This window comes from Bacillus pretiosus, from assembly GCF_051294775.1.
GTDB classification, from domain to species: Bacteria; Bacillota; Bacilli; order Bacillales; family Bacillaceae_G; genus Bacillus_A; species Bacillus_A wiedmannii.
Map to the genome: position 1 here is coordinate 16054 of NZ_JBPPHF010000009.1, position 18359 is coordinate 34412.

Sequence of the window (18359 nt, forward strand, 5' to 3'; positions counted from 1 at the left end):
AATGGATTTTTCAACTTATAAATTCGCTGCATCTTCTTCGTCTTTACTATTATTTAAAGCACTATGTTTTCGGCTATATAAGAAGTAAACCGCAATACCGATAACCATCCATACCCCAAAACTAATCCAAGCAGTTCCGGATAACTGAAGCATTAAATATAAACAAAAAATCACCGTTAATGCTGGTAAAAATGGTACAAGTGGTGCCTTAAATGCTCTTGGTAAATCCGGATGAGTTCTTCTCATTACAATAACAGCAACAGCTACAAGTGCAAAGGCTGATAAAGTCCCCATATTTACAAGATGCGCTAACACATTTAAATCTATTAATCCTGAAATAAGTGCTGCAATAATTCCTGTTGTCCATGTATTTAAAAATGGTGTTTTAAATTTTGGATGGACTTTAGCAAGGCGCTTCGGCAATAATCCATCTCTACTCATTGCATACGAAACACGTACTTGCCCATACATCATAACTAACATTACTGTTGTGATTCCTGTAATTGCTCCTACTGAAATTACTCCCGCTAAACTATCTTGTCCAATAAATTGAAGTGCAAAAGCAACTGGATCTGATATATTTAACTGTCCGTATGGAACAATTCCTGTCAAAATAAGTGAAACAACAATATAAAGAACCGTACAAATTAATAAAGATGCAATAATGCCAATTGGTAAATCACGTTGTGGACGTTTCACTTCTTCTGCTGCCGTTGAAACTGCATCAAACCCTATGAATGCAAAAAACACTGTAGCAGCTCCAGCCATTACACCATCTAAGCCAAACGGCATAAAAGGTGTCCAATTTTCAGGTTTTACATAATTAAAACCAGCAAAGATAAATATGAGAACAACCGCTAATTTAATAAACACCATAATGTTATTTATTCGTGCACTTTCACGAACACCTCTAGATAAAAGAACTGTCATTACTAAAATAATTAGAACCGCAGGCAAATCAATTATTCCACCCTTTCCTGTACCAGGGGCCGAGGAGAGAATGGTAGGAATATGGATCCCAAATCCCTTTAATAAAGATTGAAAATAAGCGGACCAACCGTTTGCTACAGCAGATGTAGCGAGTAAATACTCAAGCATTAAGTCCCATCCAATTAAAAATGCGAATACCTCTCCCATCGTCGCATATGTGTACGTATACACACTGCCTGAGACAGGAACTGAAGAAGCGAATTCAGCATAACAAAATGCAGCAAAGGCACAGGCTAACGCGGCTATCGCAAATGATAATATAATAGCTGGCCCAGAATGTTTTGCTGCTACCACGCCCGTTAGAACAAAAATACCTGTTCCAACAATTGCCCCGATTCCAAGCATAGTTAAATCCAATGCACCCAATGTTCTTGCTAACGTCTTTTGCTTACTCTCTTGCATTAGCTTTGCAATAGGCTTCTTTTGAAAAATTTGCTTCATAGCATGCTCCTCCAAGTTTTAAATTTTCTGAAAATTTTTAATTCGCTTTTTTATTTTACTCATTGCACTTTCCCCAGTCAATACTTTTGTCGAAATAAGTAGAAATCTTTCGGAACATACAATATCCTTATCGTTGTTTCTATATATCTTTCCGTAATTTTTTTTGGTATTATTATACATGTCGATTCCACAAAAGAAGCATGCTCACTTATTGAGCATGCCTCTTTTTACCTATTTCACAGTATGTGAACCTTCTTCAATCCAGCTATACATATATTTTTCATCTTCTGTTTCATGTGCTTGCTTTACAATACGAAGCGGACGGAACGTGTCTATCATAACAGCTAGTTCAAGTGTTTCTTTCTTCCCTATACTTCCCTCTGTTTTCCCAGGATGCGGCCCATGAGGAATTCCGCTCGGATGAAGTGTAATAGAACCTTCTTCCACACCTTTCCGGCTCATAAAGTTTCCTTCTACATAGTACAGTACTTCATCACTATTCACGTTACTATGATAATATGGTGCCGGAATAGATTCTGGATGATAGTCGTATAAACGTGGTACGAAAGAACAAATAACGAAATTGTGACCTTCGAAAGTTTGATGTACTGGAGGTGGCTGATGAATACGACCTGTGATTGGTTCAAAGTCCTCTACATTAAAGACCCACGGATATAAATAGCCATCCCAACCAACAACATCTAACGGATGGTGCCCTAAAACATGTTTATGCATATAGCCTCGCGACTTTGTCATTACGACAAACTCACCTTTTTGATCATACGTCTCTAATTTTTCAGGACCACGAATATCTCTCTCACAAAACGGACTATGCTCTAACAATTGTCCATATTCATTCCGATAACGACGCGGCGTTGTGATTTGACTATTTGCCTCTACAACAAGAAACTTAGTCTCTCCCTCATCTGGAATAACACGATAAATCGTTCCAATTGGGATTGTTACATAATCACCTTTTCGATAGTGAATCGTTCCAAACATCGTTTCAATTTTCCCTGTTCCGTAATGAACAAATAACATTTCATCACCATCACCATTACGGTAGAAATAGTCCATTTTTTCTGTTGGAGCCACTACTCCAATTAATAAATCCTCATTCCCAAGCATAAAATTCCTTCCGCTTACTGCATCGCCAGTTTTTTTATTTTCTTTCGTGCGAAAATGACGATGAGCAAGAGCTACATCTTCTTCATACTGTAACTGACAAGAATGAGATAATGCCGCATGACCTACTTCCGTTGGCATATAATGATGGTACAAAATAGATTGCGTACCAGAAAAACCTTTTGTTCCCATTACCTGTTCGCGATAAAGCGACCCATCTTTTTTACGGAATTGTACATGTCGTTTATGAGGTAGCTCCCCCATGTGACGATAAAACATGCCCATCACCTGCTTCCATTTCTTTTTTGACCGTATTACGTAACGTACCTAAACCAGTAATCGTAAGTTCTACAACATCCCCATCTTGCAGCCACTCTTCCGTACCCAGTTCTAAAACACAACCGGTTCCTACTGTCCCAGAACCAATCACATCGCCTGGATATAACGTAACGTCTTCCGAAGCACGTTCAATCATTTCAGCAAATGTATAGTAAATATCTTGGAAGTTCCCCTTTGATAATAGCTTTCCATTTACATGAGCAGTCATCTCTAACTCATAACGGTCACCGTTACGATAAACATCCAATTCCTCTTTCGTAACAAGGTGTGCTCCTAATGAAGTTGCAAAATCTTTTCCTTTTGCTGGACCAAGTCCTACCTTCATTTCTGTTGCTTGTAAGTCCCTTGCACTCCAGTCGTTCATAATACAATAACCAAAAATGTATTCCTCTGCTTGCTCACGAGAAATATTTCTTCCTTCTTTCCCAATTACGCAAGCGATCTCTAACTCATAATCAAGCTTTTTAGATTTCTTCGGACCAATTACAAAATCATCTGGACCAATTACAGCACGATGGTTCGTAAAATAAAAAACCGGGATATCGTACCATTCAGGTACAACCTCTAGCCCTCTCCGGCCGCGGGCCGTTTTTACATGCTGTTCAAACGCGTAAAAATCCCGAATACTACTCGGATTAGGAATTGCCGCCGCTAATTGCACTTCCTCTAAGGAATATATACCCTTTTCCGGATTCTCCATATTACGCAATACTTCTACATACTCATCCGCTTTCTCTAAAAAGGCGAACATAGAAGAAGGTAATTTTCCATCACTAGCAAGATTCATATCAATTACTTTGTCACCTTCAAGCCATCCAGCTCGCATTTCTTTCGAAGGAAGACGAAATGTAACAAATTTCATCATGATTCCTCCCTATGAAAATGAAATTTCCACCAGCAAAGAGACTTTTGCTGGTGGATACAAATCTTATAAGTTTCCGCGACGTTCCTGTTCTCTTTCAATTGATTCAAATAATGCTTTAAAGTTCCCTTCTCCAAATCCGCGAGAACCTTTACGTTGAATAATTTCAATAAATAAAGTTGGACGATCTACAATTGGTTTCGTAAAGATTTGTAGTAAGTATCCTTCCTCATCGCGATCTACTAAAATCTTTAATTCTTTTAACCTATCAATTTCTTCATCAATTTTCCCAACTCGCGCACTTAACTCATCATAATAAGTATCAGGTGTATCTAAAAACTCCACGCCATTTTCACGAAGTGCTTCCACTGTTTTAACGATATCGCTTGTTAATAAAGCAAGATGTTGTACACCTGCTCCATTATAGAATTCTAGATATTCTTGAATTTGCGATTTTCTCTTTCCATCTGCTGGCTCGTTAATAGGGAACTTAATACGACTTCCATTTGTCATAACTTTCGACATTAATGCTGAATACTCTGTACTAATATCGTCATCATCAAAATGAATCATTTGTTTAAAGCCCATAACATTCTCATAATAGCTAACCCATTCTTCCATTTTCTCAACATTACCAACTACGTGATCTACAGCAATTAAACCTGACTCTTCAAATGGAATATTAAACTCCACTTGTTGGAATCCTGGCATAAATGTTCCTTTATAATTTTTACGCTCTACAAGCGTGTGAATTGTATCACCATACGTACCAATAACTGCTTTTTTCAGTGTACCGTTCTCGTCTGTTAATTCCACAGGTGGAGCAATTGCAACGGCACCACGTTTCACAGCTTCCGAATATGCTTTGTCAACATCGTCAACAAGTAAAGCAACATCTTTTACACCATCACCATGTGTCTTTACAAATTCTGCGATACGATTATCGCTACTTAAAGCACCAGACACAACAAAACGCATATTTTTTTGCACAAGAACATAAGATACCTTTTCACGGTTACCAGTTTCTAATCCAGAGTAAGCCACAATTTTGAACCCGAATGCTCTCGCGAGGTAATAACTTGATTGCTTTGCATTTCCTACGTAAAATTCCAAATGATCTACATCACGTACCGGAAAAAAGTCCTCCATTTGTGCAGCTAGCGTATCCATAGATTTTTGTTTCATAAAATCCTCATCCCCCTGTAAATAGATTAAATGGTTCATACTTAAAACCAACCGAAAACGCTTCCAACATCAATTAATAGAAATTAGTTAGCAAGCTAACAAATTCTGACCTTTAAAATTTTCTATCTTTTCTGTCAAATTCCTCTTTTTTTCTTACATATAAAATTCGACTTTTTTCTCTTTACATGACGGAGGGAATATTCATACTTGAAGGTATATAGGAGAGGAAAACAAAAAAGACCCCAACATATTAACTACTTACTAATATGCTAGAGTCTTTATTTTTTTTGAATGATTGTATTTATATGTCTCATACTAATACATTTGCAAGGAATAAAATAAATGATGTTAATACTACCGCTCCACCTAATGATCCTAATAAATCTGTTTTTGTTACTTGTTCACTGTTCATATTCCTCATTCTCCTTTCATTTTGTATGATTTAAAACTTCTATTATACTAATACACTTGATAGAAATACGATTAATGCCGTTAATACTACTGCTCCACTTGCTGATCCTACGAAATCACCTTTTGTTACTTGTAATACTTGCTCTTTCATATCTTTCATTCTCCCTTCTATTTTCTTTTGTTACAAAACTTCTATTATACTAATACGCTTGATAGAAATACGATTAATGCCGTTAATACTACCGCCCCACTTGCTGATCCTACGAAATCACCTTTTGTTACTTGTAATACTTGCTCTTTCATATCTTTCATTCTCCCTTCTATTTTCTTTTGTTACAAAACTTCTATTATACTAATACGCTTGATAGAAATACGATTAATGCCGTTAATACTACTGCTCCACTTGCTGATCCTACGAAGTCACCTTTTGTTACTTGTAATACTTGCTCTTTCATTTTGCATTCTCCTCTCTTTTTCTTTTATTACAAAACTTCTATTATACTAATACGCTTGATAGAAATACGATTAATGCTGTTAATACTACTGCTCCACTTGCTGATCCTACGAAGTCACCTTTTGTTACTTGTAATACTTGCTCTTTCATTTTATGTATCCTCCTTTTTAATAAGTTATCTATATGTAATTTCTAAGAAATGTTTATTTCATAGTTTTTATGTTAGCGTTACATTAAAGTTATTAACGTAACGTTTGTAACATTAATGTAACATAACTATTGTTACGTTGCAATATAATTACGTAAATTTTATTACACTTTTTTTACGTTTTTTTATAAACACCCTTAAAACCCCTGTTTTAATGCACTTTCTACTAAGTTGACGTTTGTAATGTTATTGTAATATTACAGTCATATAACGAAACACCCTCATACCTACCTCTATTTTTATTACAAATTAAAGTGCATATTCAAATTAATAAGATGGCGCCTATCAACTTTTTACTGACGGTTCACGCAAGATAAAATACGATCTTTCCAAGATAAGTTTATATGTTTCCTCTATATAACTATGTATAATAAAAGCAAAGAGGTGGTCATTTTGAAATTAATCGCATTAGATATGGATGGTACGCTACTATCATCTAATCTTGAAATCTCCAAGGAGAACTTACAAGCTATCCAAACTGCAAAAGAGGCTGGTCATATAGTCATGATTTGTTCTGGTCGTGCAAAAGAGGATGCTTTAAAATTATTGGAAGAATATAAACTATCTCTTCCAGTTGGAGCGAGCAATGGGGCAATTGTTTATGTGGATGGAAAAGTAATTAACTCGCGTTGTTTACAAAACGATAAAGTATACAAGCTTGCAAAATTACTAGAATCTGAAGGTTTTCCTTATAAGCTATATACGAATAAAGGAGTTTATTCTCCATATACATGGCAAGATCAAGTCATGCAAGCGTTCGAAGAAAACAAGCATGCACTAGATGTTACACTTGAAGAACTTGAAAGAATTACAGAAAAACAAAAGAAATCAAACTTAATTACTGATTTCCAAAAAATCGAAGATGTTGTAAATAATCCAGAATTAGAAATATCTAAATTCTTCATTTTGACATTTAATGCAGCGCATCGTGCACAGCTATTAAGCATGTTACAAGAAGACACTGATATTTCAGTTACGGCATCAGCTCCTACTAATGTAGAAATTATGGATAAGCACGGTCATAAAGGGAACGGTCTACAAGAAATGGCTGCTTATTTCAATATACCAATTGAAGATACTATTGCGATCGGGGACAACTTTAATGATGTGCCAATGTTACAAGTAGCTGGCTTATCAGTTGCAATGGGAAATGCTGAAGAAGATGTAAAAAAACTATGTGATGTCGTAACATTAACAAATAATGAGCATGGTGTTGCTCACGCAATCGAGAAATTTGTATTGAAACAAACTTCATCTAGTAAATAAAAAAAGGACTCTTTCAATTTGAAAGGGTCCTTTTCTTTTATACATGATGACAAGCAACAAAATGCTCTTCACCAACATTACGGAATTCTGGTACCGTTTGTTTACAAATATCTGTTGCAAACGGGCAACGTGTATGAAAGCGACAACCCGAAGGTGGATTTGCTGGACTTGGAATATCACCCTCTAGTATAATCCGCTCTCGCTTCACTGTTGGATCTGGTATTGGCACAGCTGATAACAATGCTTTTGTATACGGATGCAGTGGGTTCGTAAATAACTCATCACGCGGCGCGGTTTCCACAATCGTTCCTAAATACATAATTCCAATTTTCGTACATAAGTGCTCTACTACGCTTAAATCATGAGAAATGAACAAATAAGATAGTCCCTTTTTCTCCTGTAACTCACTAAATAAATTAATGATCTGTGCTTGAATAGATACATCTAGTGCTGCCACAGGTTCGTCAGCTACTATAAATTCCGGATTTAATACCATAGCTCTTGCGATAACGATACGCTGACGTTGTCCACCAGAAAACTCATGAGGATACCGGTCAATATGATATGGGGCTAAGCCACATAACTCTAATACTTCTGTCACTTTTTCACGAACATTTTCTTTCGTCGCTAGTCCGTGAGCCAACATCGGCTCGCCAAGTGCTTCTCCAATCCTCATTCTCGGATTTAATGAGCTAAATGGATCTTGAAACACAAGCTGCATATTAGGACGATGTTTTCTCAATTCCTCTTTTGATAGAGAATGAACATCGTGTCCTTTAAACTTCACTTCTCCCTCCGTTTTTTGAACGAGACGTAAAATTGTTTTTCCTATCGTCGTTTTTCCGCTTCCTGATTCACCAACGAGACCGAACACTTCGCCTTTATTAATAGTAAAACTTACTCCATCAACTGCTTTCACATGTCCAATCGTTCTACTAAATATGCCGCCTTTAATTGGGAAATATGTTTTTAAGTTTTTTACTTCTAATAATGGTTCACTCATTCTCCCGCACGCTCCTCATATAACCAGCAAGCTACTTTATGATTCTCATCATGTACATTCAGATTTGGCGCTTCTTCTTTACATATTTCCATACAATGCTCACAACGACCGCTAAAGTAGCAAAATTCATCCAAACCAACTAAATTAGGAACCTGCCCTGGAATAGAATATAATTTATCTATTCGTTTTCCCATCACTGGTTTTGATTTCAACAACCCTTTCGTATACGGGTGTTTCGGATTTTGGAATATTTCTAGTACTGGTGCCTCTTCAATAACTTTCCCGCCATACATAACGACAACGTAATCAGCCATCTCAGCTACAACGCCTAAATCATGTGTAATTAATAAAATGGATGTTTTAAATTCTTCTTTTACTTGTCTTAATAAGTCTAATATTTGAGCTTGAATCGTAACATCAAGAGCCGTTGTCGGTTCATCCGCAATTAATAACTTCGGATTACAACTAAGTGCAACAGCAATCATAATACGTTGTAACATGCCACCACTCAGTTCGTGCGGATAAGAATGGACGATTTCATCCGCACGAGCTATCCCAACTTTACGAATTAACTCAATTGCCTTCTTATACGCTTCATTTTTGCTAAGTAATTCATGCTCTCTTAACGTCTCTACAATTTGTTCACCTACAGTGAAGACAGGATTTAGCGATGTCATCGGTTCTTGGAAAATCATCGCAATATCATTTCCTCGTAAACTACGAAGCTCTTTCTCTTTCATTCCTAAAAGACTTTTTCCTTCATATAAGATATCTCCACCTACTACACTGCCTGATTCAGCAATAAGTCCCATAATAGATAAAGCTGTTACACTTTTCCCGCAACCCGATTCGCCTACAACACAAACCGTTTCACCTTCTCGAACTGTAAAACTAACATGATTCACAGCCTTTACTGTTCCTTCTTCTGTCTGAAAGTGTGTTTGTAAGTCTTTCAGCTCTACTACCGCTTTACTCATACCTTCTCACCTACCGTCTCATCTTTGGATCTAACGCATCACGAAGTGCATCACCAAGTAAATTAATTGATACAACTGTTATAAAGATTGCGAAACCAGGCGGAATCCATAACCACGGCCGCTTTTGGAAATCAATTAATGAGTTTGCTGCGCTAATCATATTCCCCCATGATGGTGTAGGTGGGACGACGCCGAGACCTAAGTAACTTAGCGCGGATTCACTCAAAATTGAACCTGCAACACCCAAAGTTGCTACAACAATAAGCAACGGAAAGACGTTAGGAATTAAATGATGAATAATTTTCCGAGAATCCTTTAATCCTAATACATCTGCTGCTTGCATAAAGGCTTGCTCCCGCAATGTTAAAATTTGTCCTCTCACAAGCCGGGCAAGTCCTGGCCATCCTACTAAACTTAAAATAATCATTACAACATATAAACGGTATTCCGATGGTAATTTCCATTCTGATAAAATTGCTCCCATTATAATAAGTAGCGGTAATCCCGGGATGGACATTAACACATCCGCAACACGCATAATTAAATGATCTACAACCCCTCGATAAAAACCAGCAATTGCTCCTAATAAAGCTCCTAGTATAACGGATAATAGCATCGACGCTAAACCAATTGTTAATGAAATACGCCCTGCTTGCATAAGTCTAGTTAAAATATCCCGTCCCAACTGGTCTGTTCCAAGCCAATGTGACAGGCTGGGTGGTTTATTAATTTGTGTTACTTGTACTTTCCCATCAGCATACGGCGAAAAGATTGGACCGATAAAACTAAATAAAAACATAAATATTAAAACGTATAAGCCACACAGTGCCAGCTTATTTTTCTTAATTTTTTTATACGCTTGACGCCATGGTGATGATTCATTTCTCTTTTTTCGTTCTTTCTTTTTCTCTATTATTGGTGTAATAGTCTCCATATCTTTCCCCCCTTACTTCAATCGAATTCTTGGATCAACAAACGCATATACAATATCAGCTAAGAAATTAGCCATAATTGTTAAACAAGAAAGAAACATTGTAAAGGCCATTAATACCGTATAATCACGGAAGTTTAATGCTTCTAATTGAATACTCCCAATCCCTGGCCAATTAAAAATCTGTTCAATAATAATCGCTCCTGAAAATAAACCAGGTAATTCAAAAGCAAGTAATGTAATTGCTGGCAAAATTGCATTTTTCAATGCATGTTTATAAATAACGGTTCTTTCTTTTAAACCTTTTGCACGAGCAGTACGAATATAATCTTGCCTAACAACATCCAACATGCTAGTTCTAAAATATCGTGTTAATGATCCTACACCAAGAAGCGTTAAAATAAATACAGGTAGAATCATATGACGTAATACTTCTAATATGTATGCTATTCCTGTTGAGTTACTTCCAATATCAATCATGCCACCAATAGGTAATAACTTTAAATCAACTGCTAATAATTTAATTAAAAATAATCCGATAAAGAATGATGGAAATGACATTGCTGCAAAGACACCGATTGTTACCAATCTATCAAACCAAGAGTGCTGCCTTGTTGCAGAAATAACCCCAATAATAAGAGCAATAATCCAAGTGAAAAATAAAGCTGCAACAGCAACGATAAATGTATTCCAAATAAATTTATTAAGTAATGAAGTTACAGGTTCTTGATACTGTAGAGAAAATCCAAAATCACCATGCAAAGCATTCACTAACCATTGAAAATATCTTTCAATAATTGGTTTGTTTAAGCCATACAATTCCCTTAACTCTTGAGCTCTCTCTGGTGTTAACTTAGGATTTGAATCAATATAATCCCCCGGCAAAAGTGCAAATAAGAAAAAAATAATAATAGATGTACCAAACAATGTAGGGATCATTTGAAGGAACCTACGAACGATATATGTTTTCACCTTTTGTCTCCCCAATCCTATTTACTTAAAAATAGAAGAACATTTTTTCAAAACAGCTACTATCCCATCGCTGTATGAAAAAACGCCTTCTATTATTTAGGTCAACCCTTATTGTTCAATAGATAACACTGGTAAGTTGGAACTAATGCTATCGTACTTTTCTGGATCAATTCCTTTTATACGTGCATTATGAGCATAAAGTAGTTTACGATAGTTTAATAAAATAACTGGTGGATCATCACTTAACTCTTTATACAGTTCTTTATAAATTGCTTTACGTTTTTCAATATCTGTCGTCCCTATACCTTTTACAATCAAGTCATCTACTTTCGGGTTGTTATAACCCGTATCACTTTTTGGATTAGTTGATAAGTAATCACTTACAACTTCACTTGGATCACTAATTCCTGGTGTTGAAACTGCCGCTAAATCGTAGTCACCTTTTCCTACTTTTGAAAGCATCGTATTAAAGTCCATCAACTCTGGATTTAATTCAACACCGATTTCTTTGTAACTTTCTTTTGCAATTGGAATAAAGATATCATTTGTTTTACCTGTATTTGATGCGTAGTATGTTAATTTTAGTTTTTGACCATCTTTTTCACGAACCCCGTCAGAACCTACTTTCCAACCAGCCTCATCCAATAATTTTTTAGCCTTTTCTACGTCGTGTGGATATTTATTAATACCTTCTTCTGTATATGCCCATGAAACTGGCGCAATTGGTACGTTAGCAACAGATCCATATCCTTGTAAAGCTGTATCCACATACTTCTTACGGTCTAATCCATAAGTAAGTGCTTGACGTACCTTCTTATCTTTCAAATACGATTTCTTATTATTTACATAGATATAAGCAATATCACTTGATGACTCAAGATTAATATTTGCAAACTCTAATCCTTTTAATTGGTCTATATTCTCAGGATTTGCTCTAAATCCACTATAGTCCAGTTCACCTGTTTGGAATAATTGGAATCCAGTATCACCTGATGTGATTTTGTAAATAAAGTTTTTGATTTTTGGTTTACCTGCATAATAATTTTCATTAGCAACAAAGCGTACTTCTTGACCTGGAACATATTTTTCAAATTTATATGGACCCGCTGCAATTGGTTGCCCATATAATGCTTTTAAATAGTCTAAACTTGTATTTTGTTTATAATCTTTTCCATAATAAGCTTTTGATAGCACTGGGCCACCTAAATTAGTTAGCGCCTGTGAATTAACTTTTTCAGTTGTAATTTTAATTGTCTGTGGATCAACAACTTGAATTCCTTCAATAGAAGTTGCTTTTCCTTCTTTATATTCTTTTCCACCTTTAACAGCATACTGGGCAATATCCATTCCACCTTCATACGCTTTATCATGAAGTAGTGTTAATGTAAATGCTACGTCCTCCGCCGTTAAAGGCGAACCATCACTAAATTTTAGGTTTTTACGTAAATGGAATGTATATGTTAACTGGTCAGCAGAAATATCCCATTTTTCTGCAAGATCCGGAATAGGTTTACTTTGTTTGTCTGTTGTTACTAGTGACGCAAAAATAACAGATGTTACATTTCCATCCCAACCATTATCTTGAAAATACGGAAGGAAAACTCCCCCTGGCTTAGAAATGGCTGTAATAAAAGTATCTTTTCGCTGATTTGCTTTCTCTGGACTTTTCTTTTTATCTGTAGCTGGGATTGATTCAATCTTAGCGTCTTTTAAATCCTGCTTTTTTACCGGTTCTGTAGAAGCCGTATCTTCCTGTCCCCCACAAGCAGATAACACAAGCGAACTACTCAATAATACTGAAAATACACCAGCCCATTTTTTTGTCTTTTTCTTCATTGTCCCCACCCTAACTTTTTTAATAATTAAACCTTATGAATTGCTTGCCTTATGTATGCCTCCCACAGCAACATTTTATAGCCAATCGGAAAAGTCGGTTTTAATCGTAAAAAAATAGATGTTTTTGAGGGGTAACAATCCTATTCCAACCTTTCCGGTAGACTTTATGGTTATTAGCTTATATCGTCCGTTATATTTTGTCAATTCTTTCTAAATAAATATTTTTAGAATTTTTTCAAAATTATTATTCTATCTTTAATTTAGGTAAACTTAATAAAATACCGTTATAGTTATCTTCTTGTAATCCTTGAATTCGTGCATTATGTGCAGACACCACTTTGCTATTATTCAAGAAGATTACAGGCGGGTCTTCGCTTAATTCTTGATATAACTTTTTATAAATTTCTTTTCGCTTTTCAATATCCAACGTTTCTAATGCTTGCTTAGCTAATTCATCTACTTTCGGATTATAATATCCATCATAATTTCGTTTACTTGTTGAAACAAACTCTTCAATCGTTCCGCTCGGATCATCAATCATTGGCGTAGATACCATCGCTAAATCATAATCACCTTTTATCACTTTTGAAATCATCGTATTAAAGTCCATATATTCTGGGTTAAACTCTACACCCAACTTTTTATAATCTTCTTTCATCATAGGAATCATTACATCATTTATTTTACTTGCTGATGAGGCAAAATAACTTACTTTCAATTTTTGTCCATCTTTTTCACGAATTCCATCCGAACCCGCTTTCCATCCAGCCTCATCCAGTAATTTCTTCGCCTTCTCTAAATTATACTCATATTTATTAATGCCCTCTTCTGTATACGCCCATGAAACTGGCGTAATCGGTACATTAACGAGTGACGCATATCCTTGGAAATACGTATCAATAACCTTTTGACGCTCTAATCCATAAATAAATGCTTGGCGGACACGTTTATCTTTAAAGTATGGCTTCTTATAATTCATTTTAATGTAGCCATAAGAGCTTCCTGTATACACATTAATATTAGCAAAACCTAAATCTTTTAATTGCTCAATGGTCTCCACGTTTGTCGTAAAACCATCATAATCTACTTCTCCTGCTTGAAATTGTTGTAACTTCGTATCACCCTTTGTAATTTTATAAATAAAGTGCTCAATCTTCGGTTTTCCTTCAAAATAATTTTCATTTGCTACAAATCGAACCTCTTGACCAGGAATATATTTATCCAATTTATAAGCTCCTGCTCCCACCGGCTTTCCATATAACTCTTTTAAGTACTCCAAGTGTCCTTGTTTATACTCTCTCCCATAATAAGCTTTAGATATTACTTCTCCACCGATTAATGATAATGTTTGAGCATTTACCTTTTCAGTCGTAATCGTAATTGTTTTCGGATCAATGATTTGAATTCCTTCAATAGAGGTTGCCTTTCCTTCTTTATAAGCTTGCCCACCTTTTATTGCTGTTTGGCTTATATCAGTCGCACCACTATAAGTTGGATCATGTAATAACGTTAATGTAAATGCTACATCATCTGCTGTTAACGGTGAACCATCACTAAACTTTAAATCATCTTTCAAATGGAATGTATATGTAAGCTGATCCTCCGAAATCTCCCACTTTTTCGCTAATATTGGAATTGGCTTTCCTTCCTTATCCAGCCCAACAAGGGGCGCGAAGATAGCTTGCGTTATATTACCATCCCATCCATTCTCCATAAAGTGCGGAAGGAATATCCCTCCAGGACTCGGCATTCCAACTATAAAAGTATCTTTTCTTTCATTTACTTTTGTAGGACTTTTTGCTTTGTCACTCGCCTTAATAAATTCATCTTTTACTTTTGGTACGTTCTCGGCTTCATTTGTACTTGCTTCCTCATGACCACATCCGGCTAGTAATACTGACACACTAAGAAATGTAGCAAGTGCTCCTTTAAAAACATTTTTCATTGCCCTCTCACCTTTACCTTCCTAATTTTTATCGATGTAGGAACATAGGCCTCCTCCCTGTAATTATCTTTATTTTTCCTATAAAAATAGTATGAATTAATTTCAAGATTATTCCTTTCCTTTAAACATGTCAATCACTCTCTTTTATTTCTTATTAAAAAATTAAAAATTCACTTCTATTCGTTCCATATGAAACATAGACTACTAATAACCAATTACCAAAAAGGGGGCGAAAACATGGACAACCTATTCCAATACGTCCTGCACTACGTATTATTAACAATTATGATAGTCGGGGCGCTATTACTATTCCCATTCTTCCCAAAGTTCGTCCTCTTTTTAGCTTTTTTTATTATGCTCGGGATCGCTATTAGCATTTCAACAAGGGAAGATACGACACAAAAAGAAAACAGAGTTCAGCGTGTAAAGCTGTAACTCTGTTTTTTTATTTTCAATCCTGATTCGCTGTTACACATACTTATGTCTCGGGAAATAAGTAACCGATCAAAAAAAACTAATATCATTTATGTTTTACAATCTATGCAAATTACGGAACAAAGATGTATCAAATTTACTGTTTCACGTGAAACACAATTTTTATTTTTCTCTTAAAGTAAAATATCAGTATAAAAAAGCGAATCCCTTCAGCAAAGCTGAAGGGATTCGCTTTCTACTTTTTACTCCACAATATTCTCTAACTCATTATATAAATCCGCTCGTAACAACTCTTTCTTCGTTTTTTCTTCATACAATTGTTCAAGCATTTCAACATCAAATACATGTTCCATCTTACACTCAAGCATATATATATCTTCTTCTACATGCATTAACTCCGTTTCAATATCCTCAACATTCCTAACTTCTTTCTTTTTTACAGGAGCTGTTGCCATACTTTTTCTTCCTTGGCGTTGCTGCTTTATTACTTGTTTCTCGAGCTTTTCTTCCCACTTTTGACGAGCCCATGCGTAGTTCCCTGCAAACTCAAATAATTTATGCTCATCAATCCAATACGTCTTTTCAAATAACTTATTTAAAAAATAACGATCATGTGAAACAGCTAAAATCGTCCCATTATATTGCTCAAGAGCTTCCTCTAAAACTTCCCTTGATTCAATGTCGAGATGGTTTGTCGGCTCATCTAAAATTAAAAAATTGATATCTTGATACATAAGTTGCGCAAGTCTTAATCTCATTTTTTCTCCACCGCTCAGTTGCGTTACTTTCTTAAACACCGCTGGACCATAAAATAAAAACTTAGCTAATATATGTCTCGCTTCTCCCTCTGTTACAGCTACATATTCCCTGAAAGCCTCTAATACATTACTCTTCATATTTCCGTACGCATGCTGTGATAAATAACCGATTTTCACACTACTACCAATTCGAATTTCTCCAGCATCTGGTTTTATTTCTTCTAATAATAACTTTAGTAGCGTTGTCTTTCCTGTACCATTACGGCCAACGATCGCCGCACGCTCTTGAAAACGAACATGTAAATTCACTTCGTTAAATAAAGGATGGCCAGCAAAACCTTTACTCACTTCTTTCATTACAACAACGTCTTTCCCACTTCTCTCTTGCCCTTCAAATTGAAGTCCCATTTGTTTTCGTTCTAAAATAGGTTTCTTTAGTTTCTCTATACGTTCCAGTGCACGTTCCATACTTCTCGCTCTCTTATGCAATCCTTCATTCGGAGGATTCGCCTGATTTGCCCATTCACGTAGTCGCTTAATTGCTTCTTTCATTTTCTTTATTTTCTTTTGCTGTTCTTGATAAGCCTGAAACTCCTGAAGCAACCGTTCTTCCTTTTCGTCAACAAACTGAGAATAGTTCGTATGATACACGTGAATCTCTCCATCTTCTAAATCAAAAATCTTCGTTACAACTTCATCAAGGAAATAGCGATCATGTGAAATGACCATAACTGTTCCATTGTATTCTTTTAAAAATTGCTCTAGCCACTCTACGGCTAATAAGTCTAAATGATTGGTTGGTTCATCTAATAGAAGTAAATCTGGTTTCTGCAATAGCATGTATGCAAGGCTTACCTTTGTTTGTTCCCCACCACTTAACTCCAAAAATGATCGTGGAAATAGTTCTGTCACCTGTAGACCATTTGCTACCTTCATCAAGTTCGCTTCTATTTCATAACCACCGAGAAACGCAAACTTTTCTTGAATTACTCCGTATCTCTCCATTAATTTTTGTAAAGCAGACGGTTCCAGTTCTTCCGCCATATTTTTTTCTAAAGCACGCATTTCTCTTTCTAATTCCTTTTCTGTTTTAAAAGCGGAACTCAATACATCATATACAGTCATACCTTCATCAAATTTCGGAATTTGTGCCACATGACCAATACGTGTACCTTTCTTCATATGAATGGCTCCTACATCTAAACTTTCCATTCCAGTTAGAAGCTGAAAGATTGTTGTCTTCCCACTACCGTTACGACCAACTAATCCAACACGTTCACCATTCTTTATTTCAAGCGATATATTTTCAAATATGATGTTTCCACCAAAAGATTTCGTTACATTATTTACACTACAAATTGTCATTTTCCATACTCCTTTCAATATAAAAAACCATGGGAAAGAAACATTCCCCATGGTTTTCGACATAGAAAAAGGAAGCCAAATAGCTCCCTTTTCACACGTTTATTAAAAATGGGTGAAGAGATTTCTATCGTTCAATAGCTACTATGCAATTGTTAAAAAAGGACAGACGTATCCCGTTAACAACTACATCATGAAAAATCGCACGACAAAAATAGATATAATCTAAAAATTTGGCACGTGCAGCTAAAGAACGTTTCATCTCATTCACCTCTTTCGTACGGAATTTAATACTTACTTCTTTATTATACTTTCCCATTTCATGTTTGAATAGTCATTTTTCTGAAAATAATGAAGATAGACTAAACATTTCAATAAGTGACATCAAATCTTACAAAACTGTTATGTTCACGTAATAGAAAGCGATAGTACGAAAAGATGCCTCCCTATACAATAAAGATGTAAACAAGAGAGCCAAACAAAAGGAGGAAACGATCATGATGAAAGAAATCGTAAAAGCAATCTTTGAGGTATTAGTGAACGGACAAGCAGTTGTAAAAGAACTAAATGAACTATAAAAAGGAGTGAAGGAATATGATGAACATGGTAAAAATGATTTTACATGCTCTAGTTGATGCAAAAGCAGTTAGCCAAGAATTAAACCAACAATAAAAAAGGGGTAAATGAATATGAAGAAAGCCATTATTGTAATCGCAAGTACAGCAATTGCCTTATACACAATAAAAAATAGAAAAAAGAAACATAATAAAAATGATTTATATTATCCATACACATTATTAAAGAAAAAATAAAAGACAAGGTACCCTATTGTAATGAGGATATCTTGTCTTTTATTTTT

The 18359-nt window shown here is 35.6% G+C and carries 20 protein-coding genes; 3 read left to right on the forward strand and 17 right to left on the reverse strand.

The window, feature by feature from the left end:
- Positions 1-15 precede the first annotated feature (15 nt).
- From bcaP to ACSG5Z_RS27550, 9 genes are all read right to left on the reverse strand, one after another.
- Entirely contained in the window at positions 16-1431 is a 1416-nt protein-coding gene (gene bcaP / locus ACSG5Z_RS27510) for a branched-chain amino acid transporter BcaP (RefSeq protein ID WP_000809356.1), read from the reverse strand.
- A 231-nt stretch (positions 1432-1662) separates the two neighbouring features.
- Entirely contained in the window at positions 1663-2835 is a 1173-nt protein-coding gene (locus tag ACSG5Z_RS27515) for a homogentisate 1,2-dioxygenase (protein ID WP_048542891.1), read from the reverse strand.
- Positions 2801-3757, reverse strand: coding sequence for a fumarylacetoacetate hydrolase family protein (locus tag ACSG5Z_RS27520; RefSeq protein WP_000674024.1), 957 nt, complete (start codon positions 3755-3757; stop codon positions 2801-2803). The genes ACSG5Z_RS27515 and ACSG5Z_RS27520 overlap by 35 nt, the downstream gene beginning before the upstream one ends.
- A 66-nt stretch (positions 3758-3823) precedes the next feature.
- A complete protein-coding gene (gene hppD / locus ACSG5Z_RS27525) occupies positions 3824-4942 on the reverse strand; it encodes a 4-hydroxyphenylpyruvate dioxygenase (RefSeq protein WP_000810916.1) in 1119 nt (372 codons plus the stop codon).
- A 310-nt stretch (positions 4943-5252) separates the two neighbouring features.
- A complete protein-coding gene (locus tag ACSG5Z_RS27530) occupies positions 5253-5354 on the reverse strand; it encodes a DUF3948 family protein (RefSeq protein ID WP_435712627.1) in 102 nt (33 codons plus the stop codon).
- 42 nt (positions 5355-5396) lie between these two features.
- Positions 5397-5513, reverse strand: coding sequence for a DUF3948 family protein (locus tag ACSG5Z_RS27535; RefSeq protein ID WP_000654250.1), 117 nt, complete (start codon positions 5511-5513; stop codon positions 5397-5399).
- A 35-nt stretch (positions 5514-5548) separates the two neighbouring features.
- Positions 5549-5665: a DUF3948 family protein gene (locus ACSG5Z_RS27540; protein WP_000654250.1), complete on the reverse strand. Its 117-nt coding sequence runs from the start codon at positions 5663-5665 to the stop codon at positions 5549-5551.
- A 35-nt stretch (positions 5666-5700) separates the two neighbouring features.
- Entirely contained in the window at positions 5701-5808 is a 108-nt protein-coding gene (locus ACSG5Z_RS27545; protein ID WP_000664237.1) for a DUF3948 family protein, read from the reverse strand.
- Positions 5809-5849: 41 nt separating this feature from the next.
- Complete coding sequence (locus ACSG5Z_RS27550) at positions 5850-5957, reverse strand: DUF3948 family protein (protein WP_000664237.1); 108 nt, start codon at positions 5955-5957, stop codon at positions 5850-5852.
- Between the two features lie 451 nt (positions 5958-6408).
- Here ACSG5Z_RS27550 and ACSG5Z_RS27555 point away from each other — a divergent pair, with 451 nt between their 5' ends.
- Positions 6409-7281, forward strand: coding sequence for a Cof-type HAD-IIB family hydrolase (locus ACSG5Z_RS27555; protein ID WP_000766409.1), 873 nt, complete (start codon positions 6409-6411; stop codon positions 7279-7281).
- A 37-nt stretch (positions 7282-7318) separates the two neighbouring features.
- On the opposite strand, the gene ACSG5Z_RS27560 is transcribed toward ACSG5Z_RS27555, so the two are convergent.
- The 6 genes from ACSG5Z_RS27560 to ACSG5Z_RS27585 form a co-directional block, all read right to left on the reverse strand.
- On the reverse strand, positions 7319-8284 hold the full coding sequence (locus ACSG5Z_RS27560; protein ID WP_001294493.1) for an ABC transporter ATP-binding protein: 966 nt from the start codon (positions 8282-8284) through the stop codon (positions 7319-7321).
- A complete protein-coding gene (locus ACSG5Z_RS27565; protein ID WP_098230769.1) occupies positions 8281-9261 on the reverse strand; it encodes an ABC transporter ATP-binding protein in 981 nt (326 codons plus the stop codon). Before ACSG5Z_RS27565 ends, ACSG5Z_RS27560 begins: the two co-directional genes overlap by 4 nt.
- Before the next feature lie 10 nt (positions 9262-9271).
- Positions 9272-10195 (reverse strand): oligopeptide ABC transporter permease, encoded by a 924-nt coding sequence (opp4C, locus tag ACSG5Z_RS27570; RefSeq protein WP_087984950.1) that lies wholly within the window; start codon positions 10193-10195, stop codon positions 9272-9274.
- 12 nt (positions 10196-10207) lie between these two features.
- Positions 10208-11164, reverse strand: coding sequence for an ABC transporter permease (locus tag ACSG5Z_RS27575; protein ID WP_435712628.1), 957 nt, complete (start codon positions 11162-11164; stop codon positions 10208-10210).
- A 108-nt stretch (positions 11165-11272) separates the two neighbouring features.
- Positions 11273-13000, reverse strand: coding sequence for an ABC transporter substrate-binding protein (locus ACSG5Z_RS27580; protein WP_048542902.1), 1728 nt, complete (start codon positions 12998-13000; stop codon positions 11273-11275).
- 244 nt (positions 13001-13244) lie between these two features.
- Entirely contained in the window at positions 13245-14945 is a 1701-nt protein-coding gene (locus ACSG5Z_RS27585) for an ABC transporter substrate-binding protein (protein WP_435712629.1), read from the reverse strand.
- A 237-nt stretch (positions 14946-15182) separates the two neighbouring features.
- Between ACSG5Z_RS27585 and ACSG5Z_RS27590 the strand changes: the two genes are divergently transcribed.
- Positions 15183-15380 carry a hypothetical protein gene (locus ACSG5Z_RS27590; protein WP_435712630.1) on the forward strand — a complete coding sequence of 66 codons (198 nt, stop codon included), beginning with the start codon at positions 15183-15185 and terminating at the stop codon, positions 15378-15380.
- Positions 15381-15622: 242 nt separating this feature from the next.
- Here the strand turns inward: ACSG5Z_RS27590 and abc-f are convergent, their stop codons facing one another.
- Together abc-f and ACSG5Z_RS27600 are read right to left on the reverse strand one after the other, a co-directional pair.
- Entirely contained in the window at positions 15623-17503 is a 1881-nt protein-coding gene (gene abc-f / locus ACSG5Z_RS27595; protein WP_435712631.1) for a ribosomal protection-like ABC-F family protein, read from the reverse strand.
- Positions 17504-17627: 124 nt separating this feature from the next.
- Entirely contained in the window at positions 17628-17762 is a 135-nt protein-coding gene (locus tag ACSG5Z_RS27600) for an RAxF-45 family protein (protein ID WP_046956655.1), read from the reverse strand.
- Positions 17763-18183: 421 nt separating this feature from the next.
- Here ACSG5Z_RS27600 and ACSG5Z_RS27605 point away from each other — a divergent pair, with 421 nt between their 5' ends.
- A complete protein-coding gene (locus ACSG5Z_RS27605) occupies positions 18184-18312 on the forward strand; it encodes a hypothetical protein (protein WP_002006681.1) in 129 nt (42 codons plus the stop codon).
- Positions 18313-18359 lie beyond the last annotated feature (47 nt).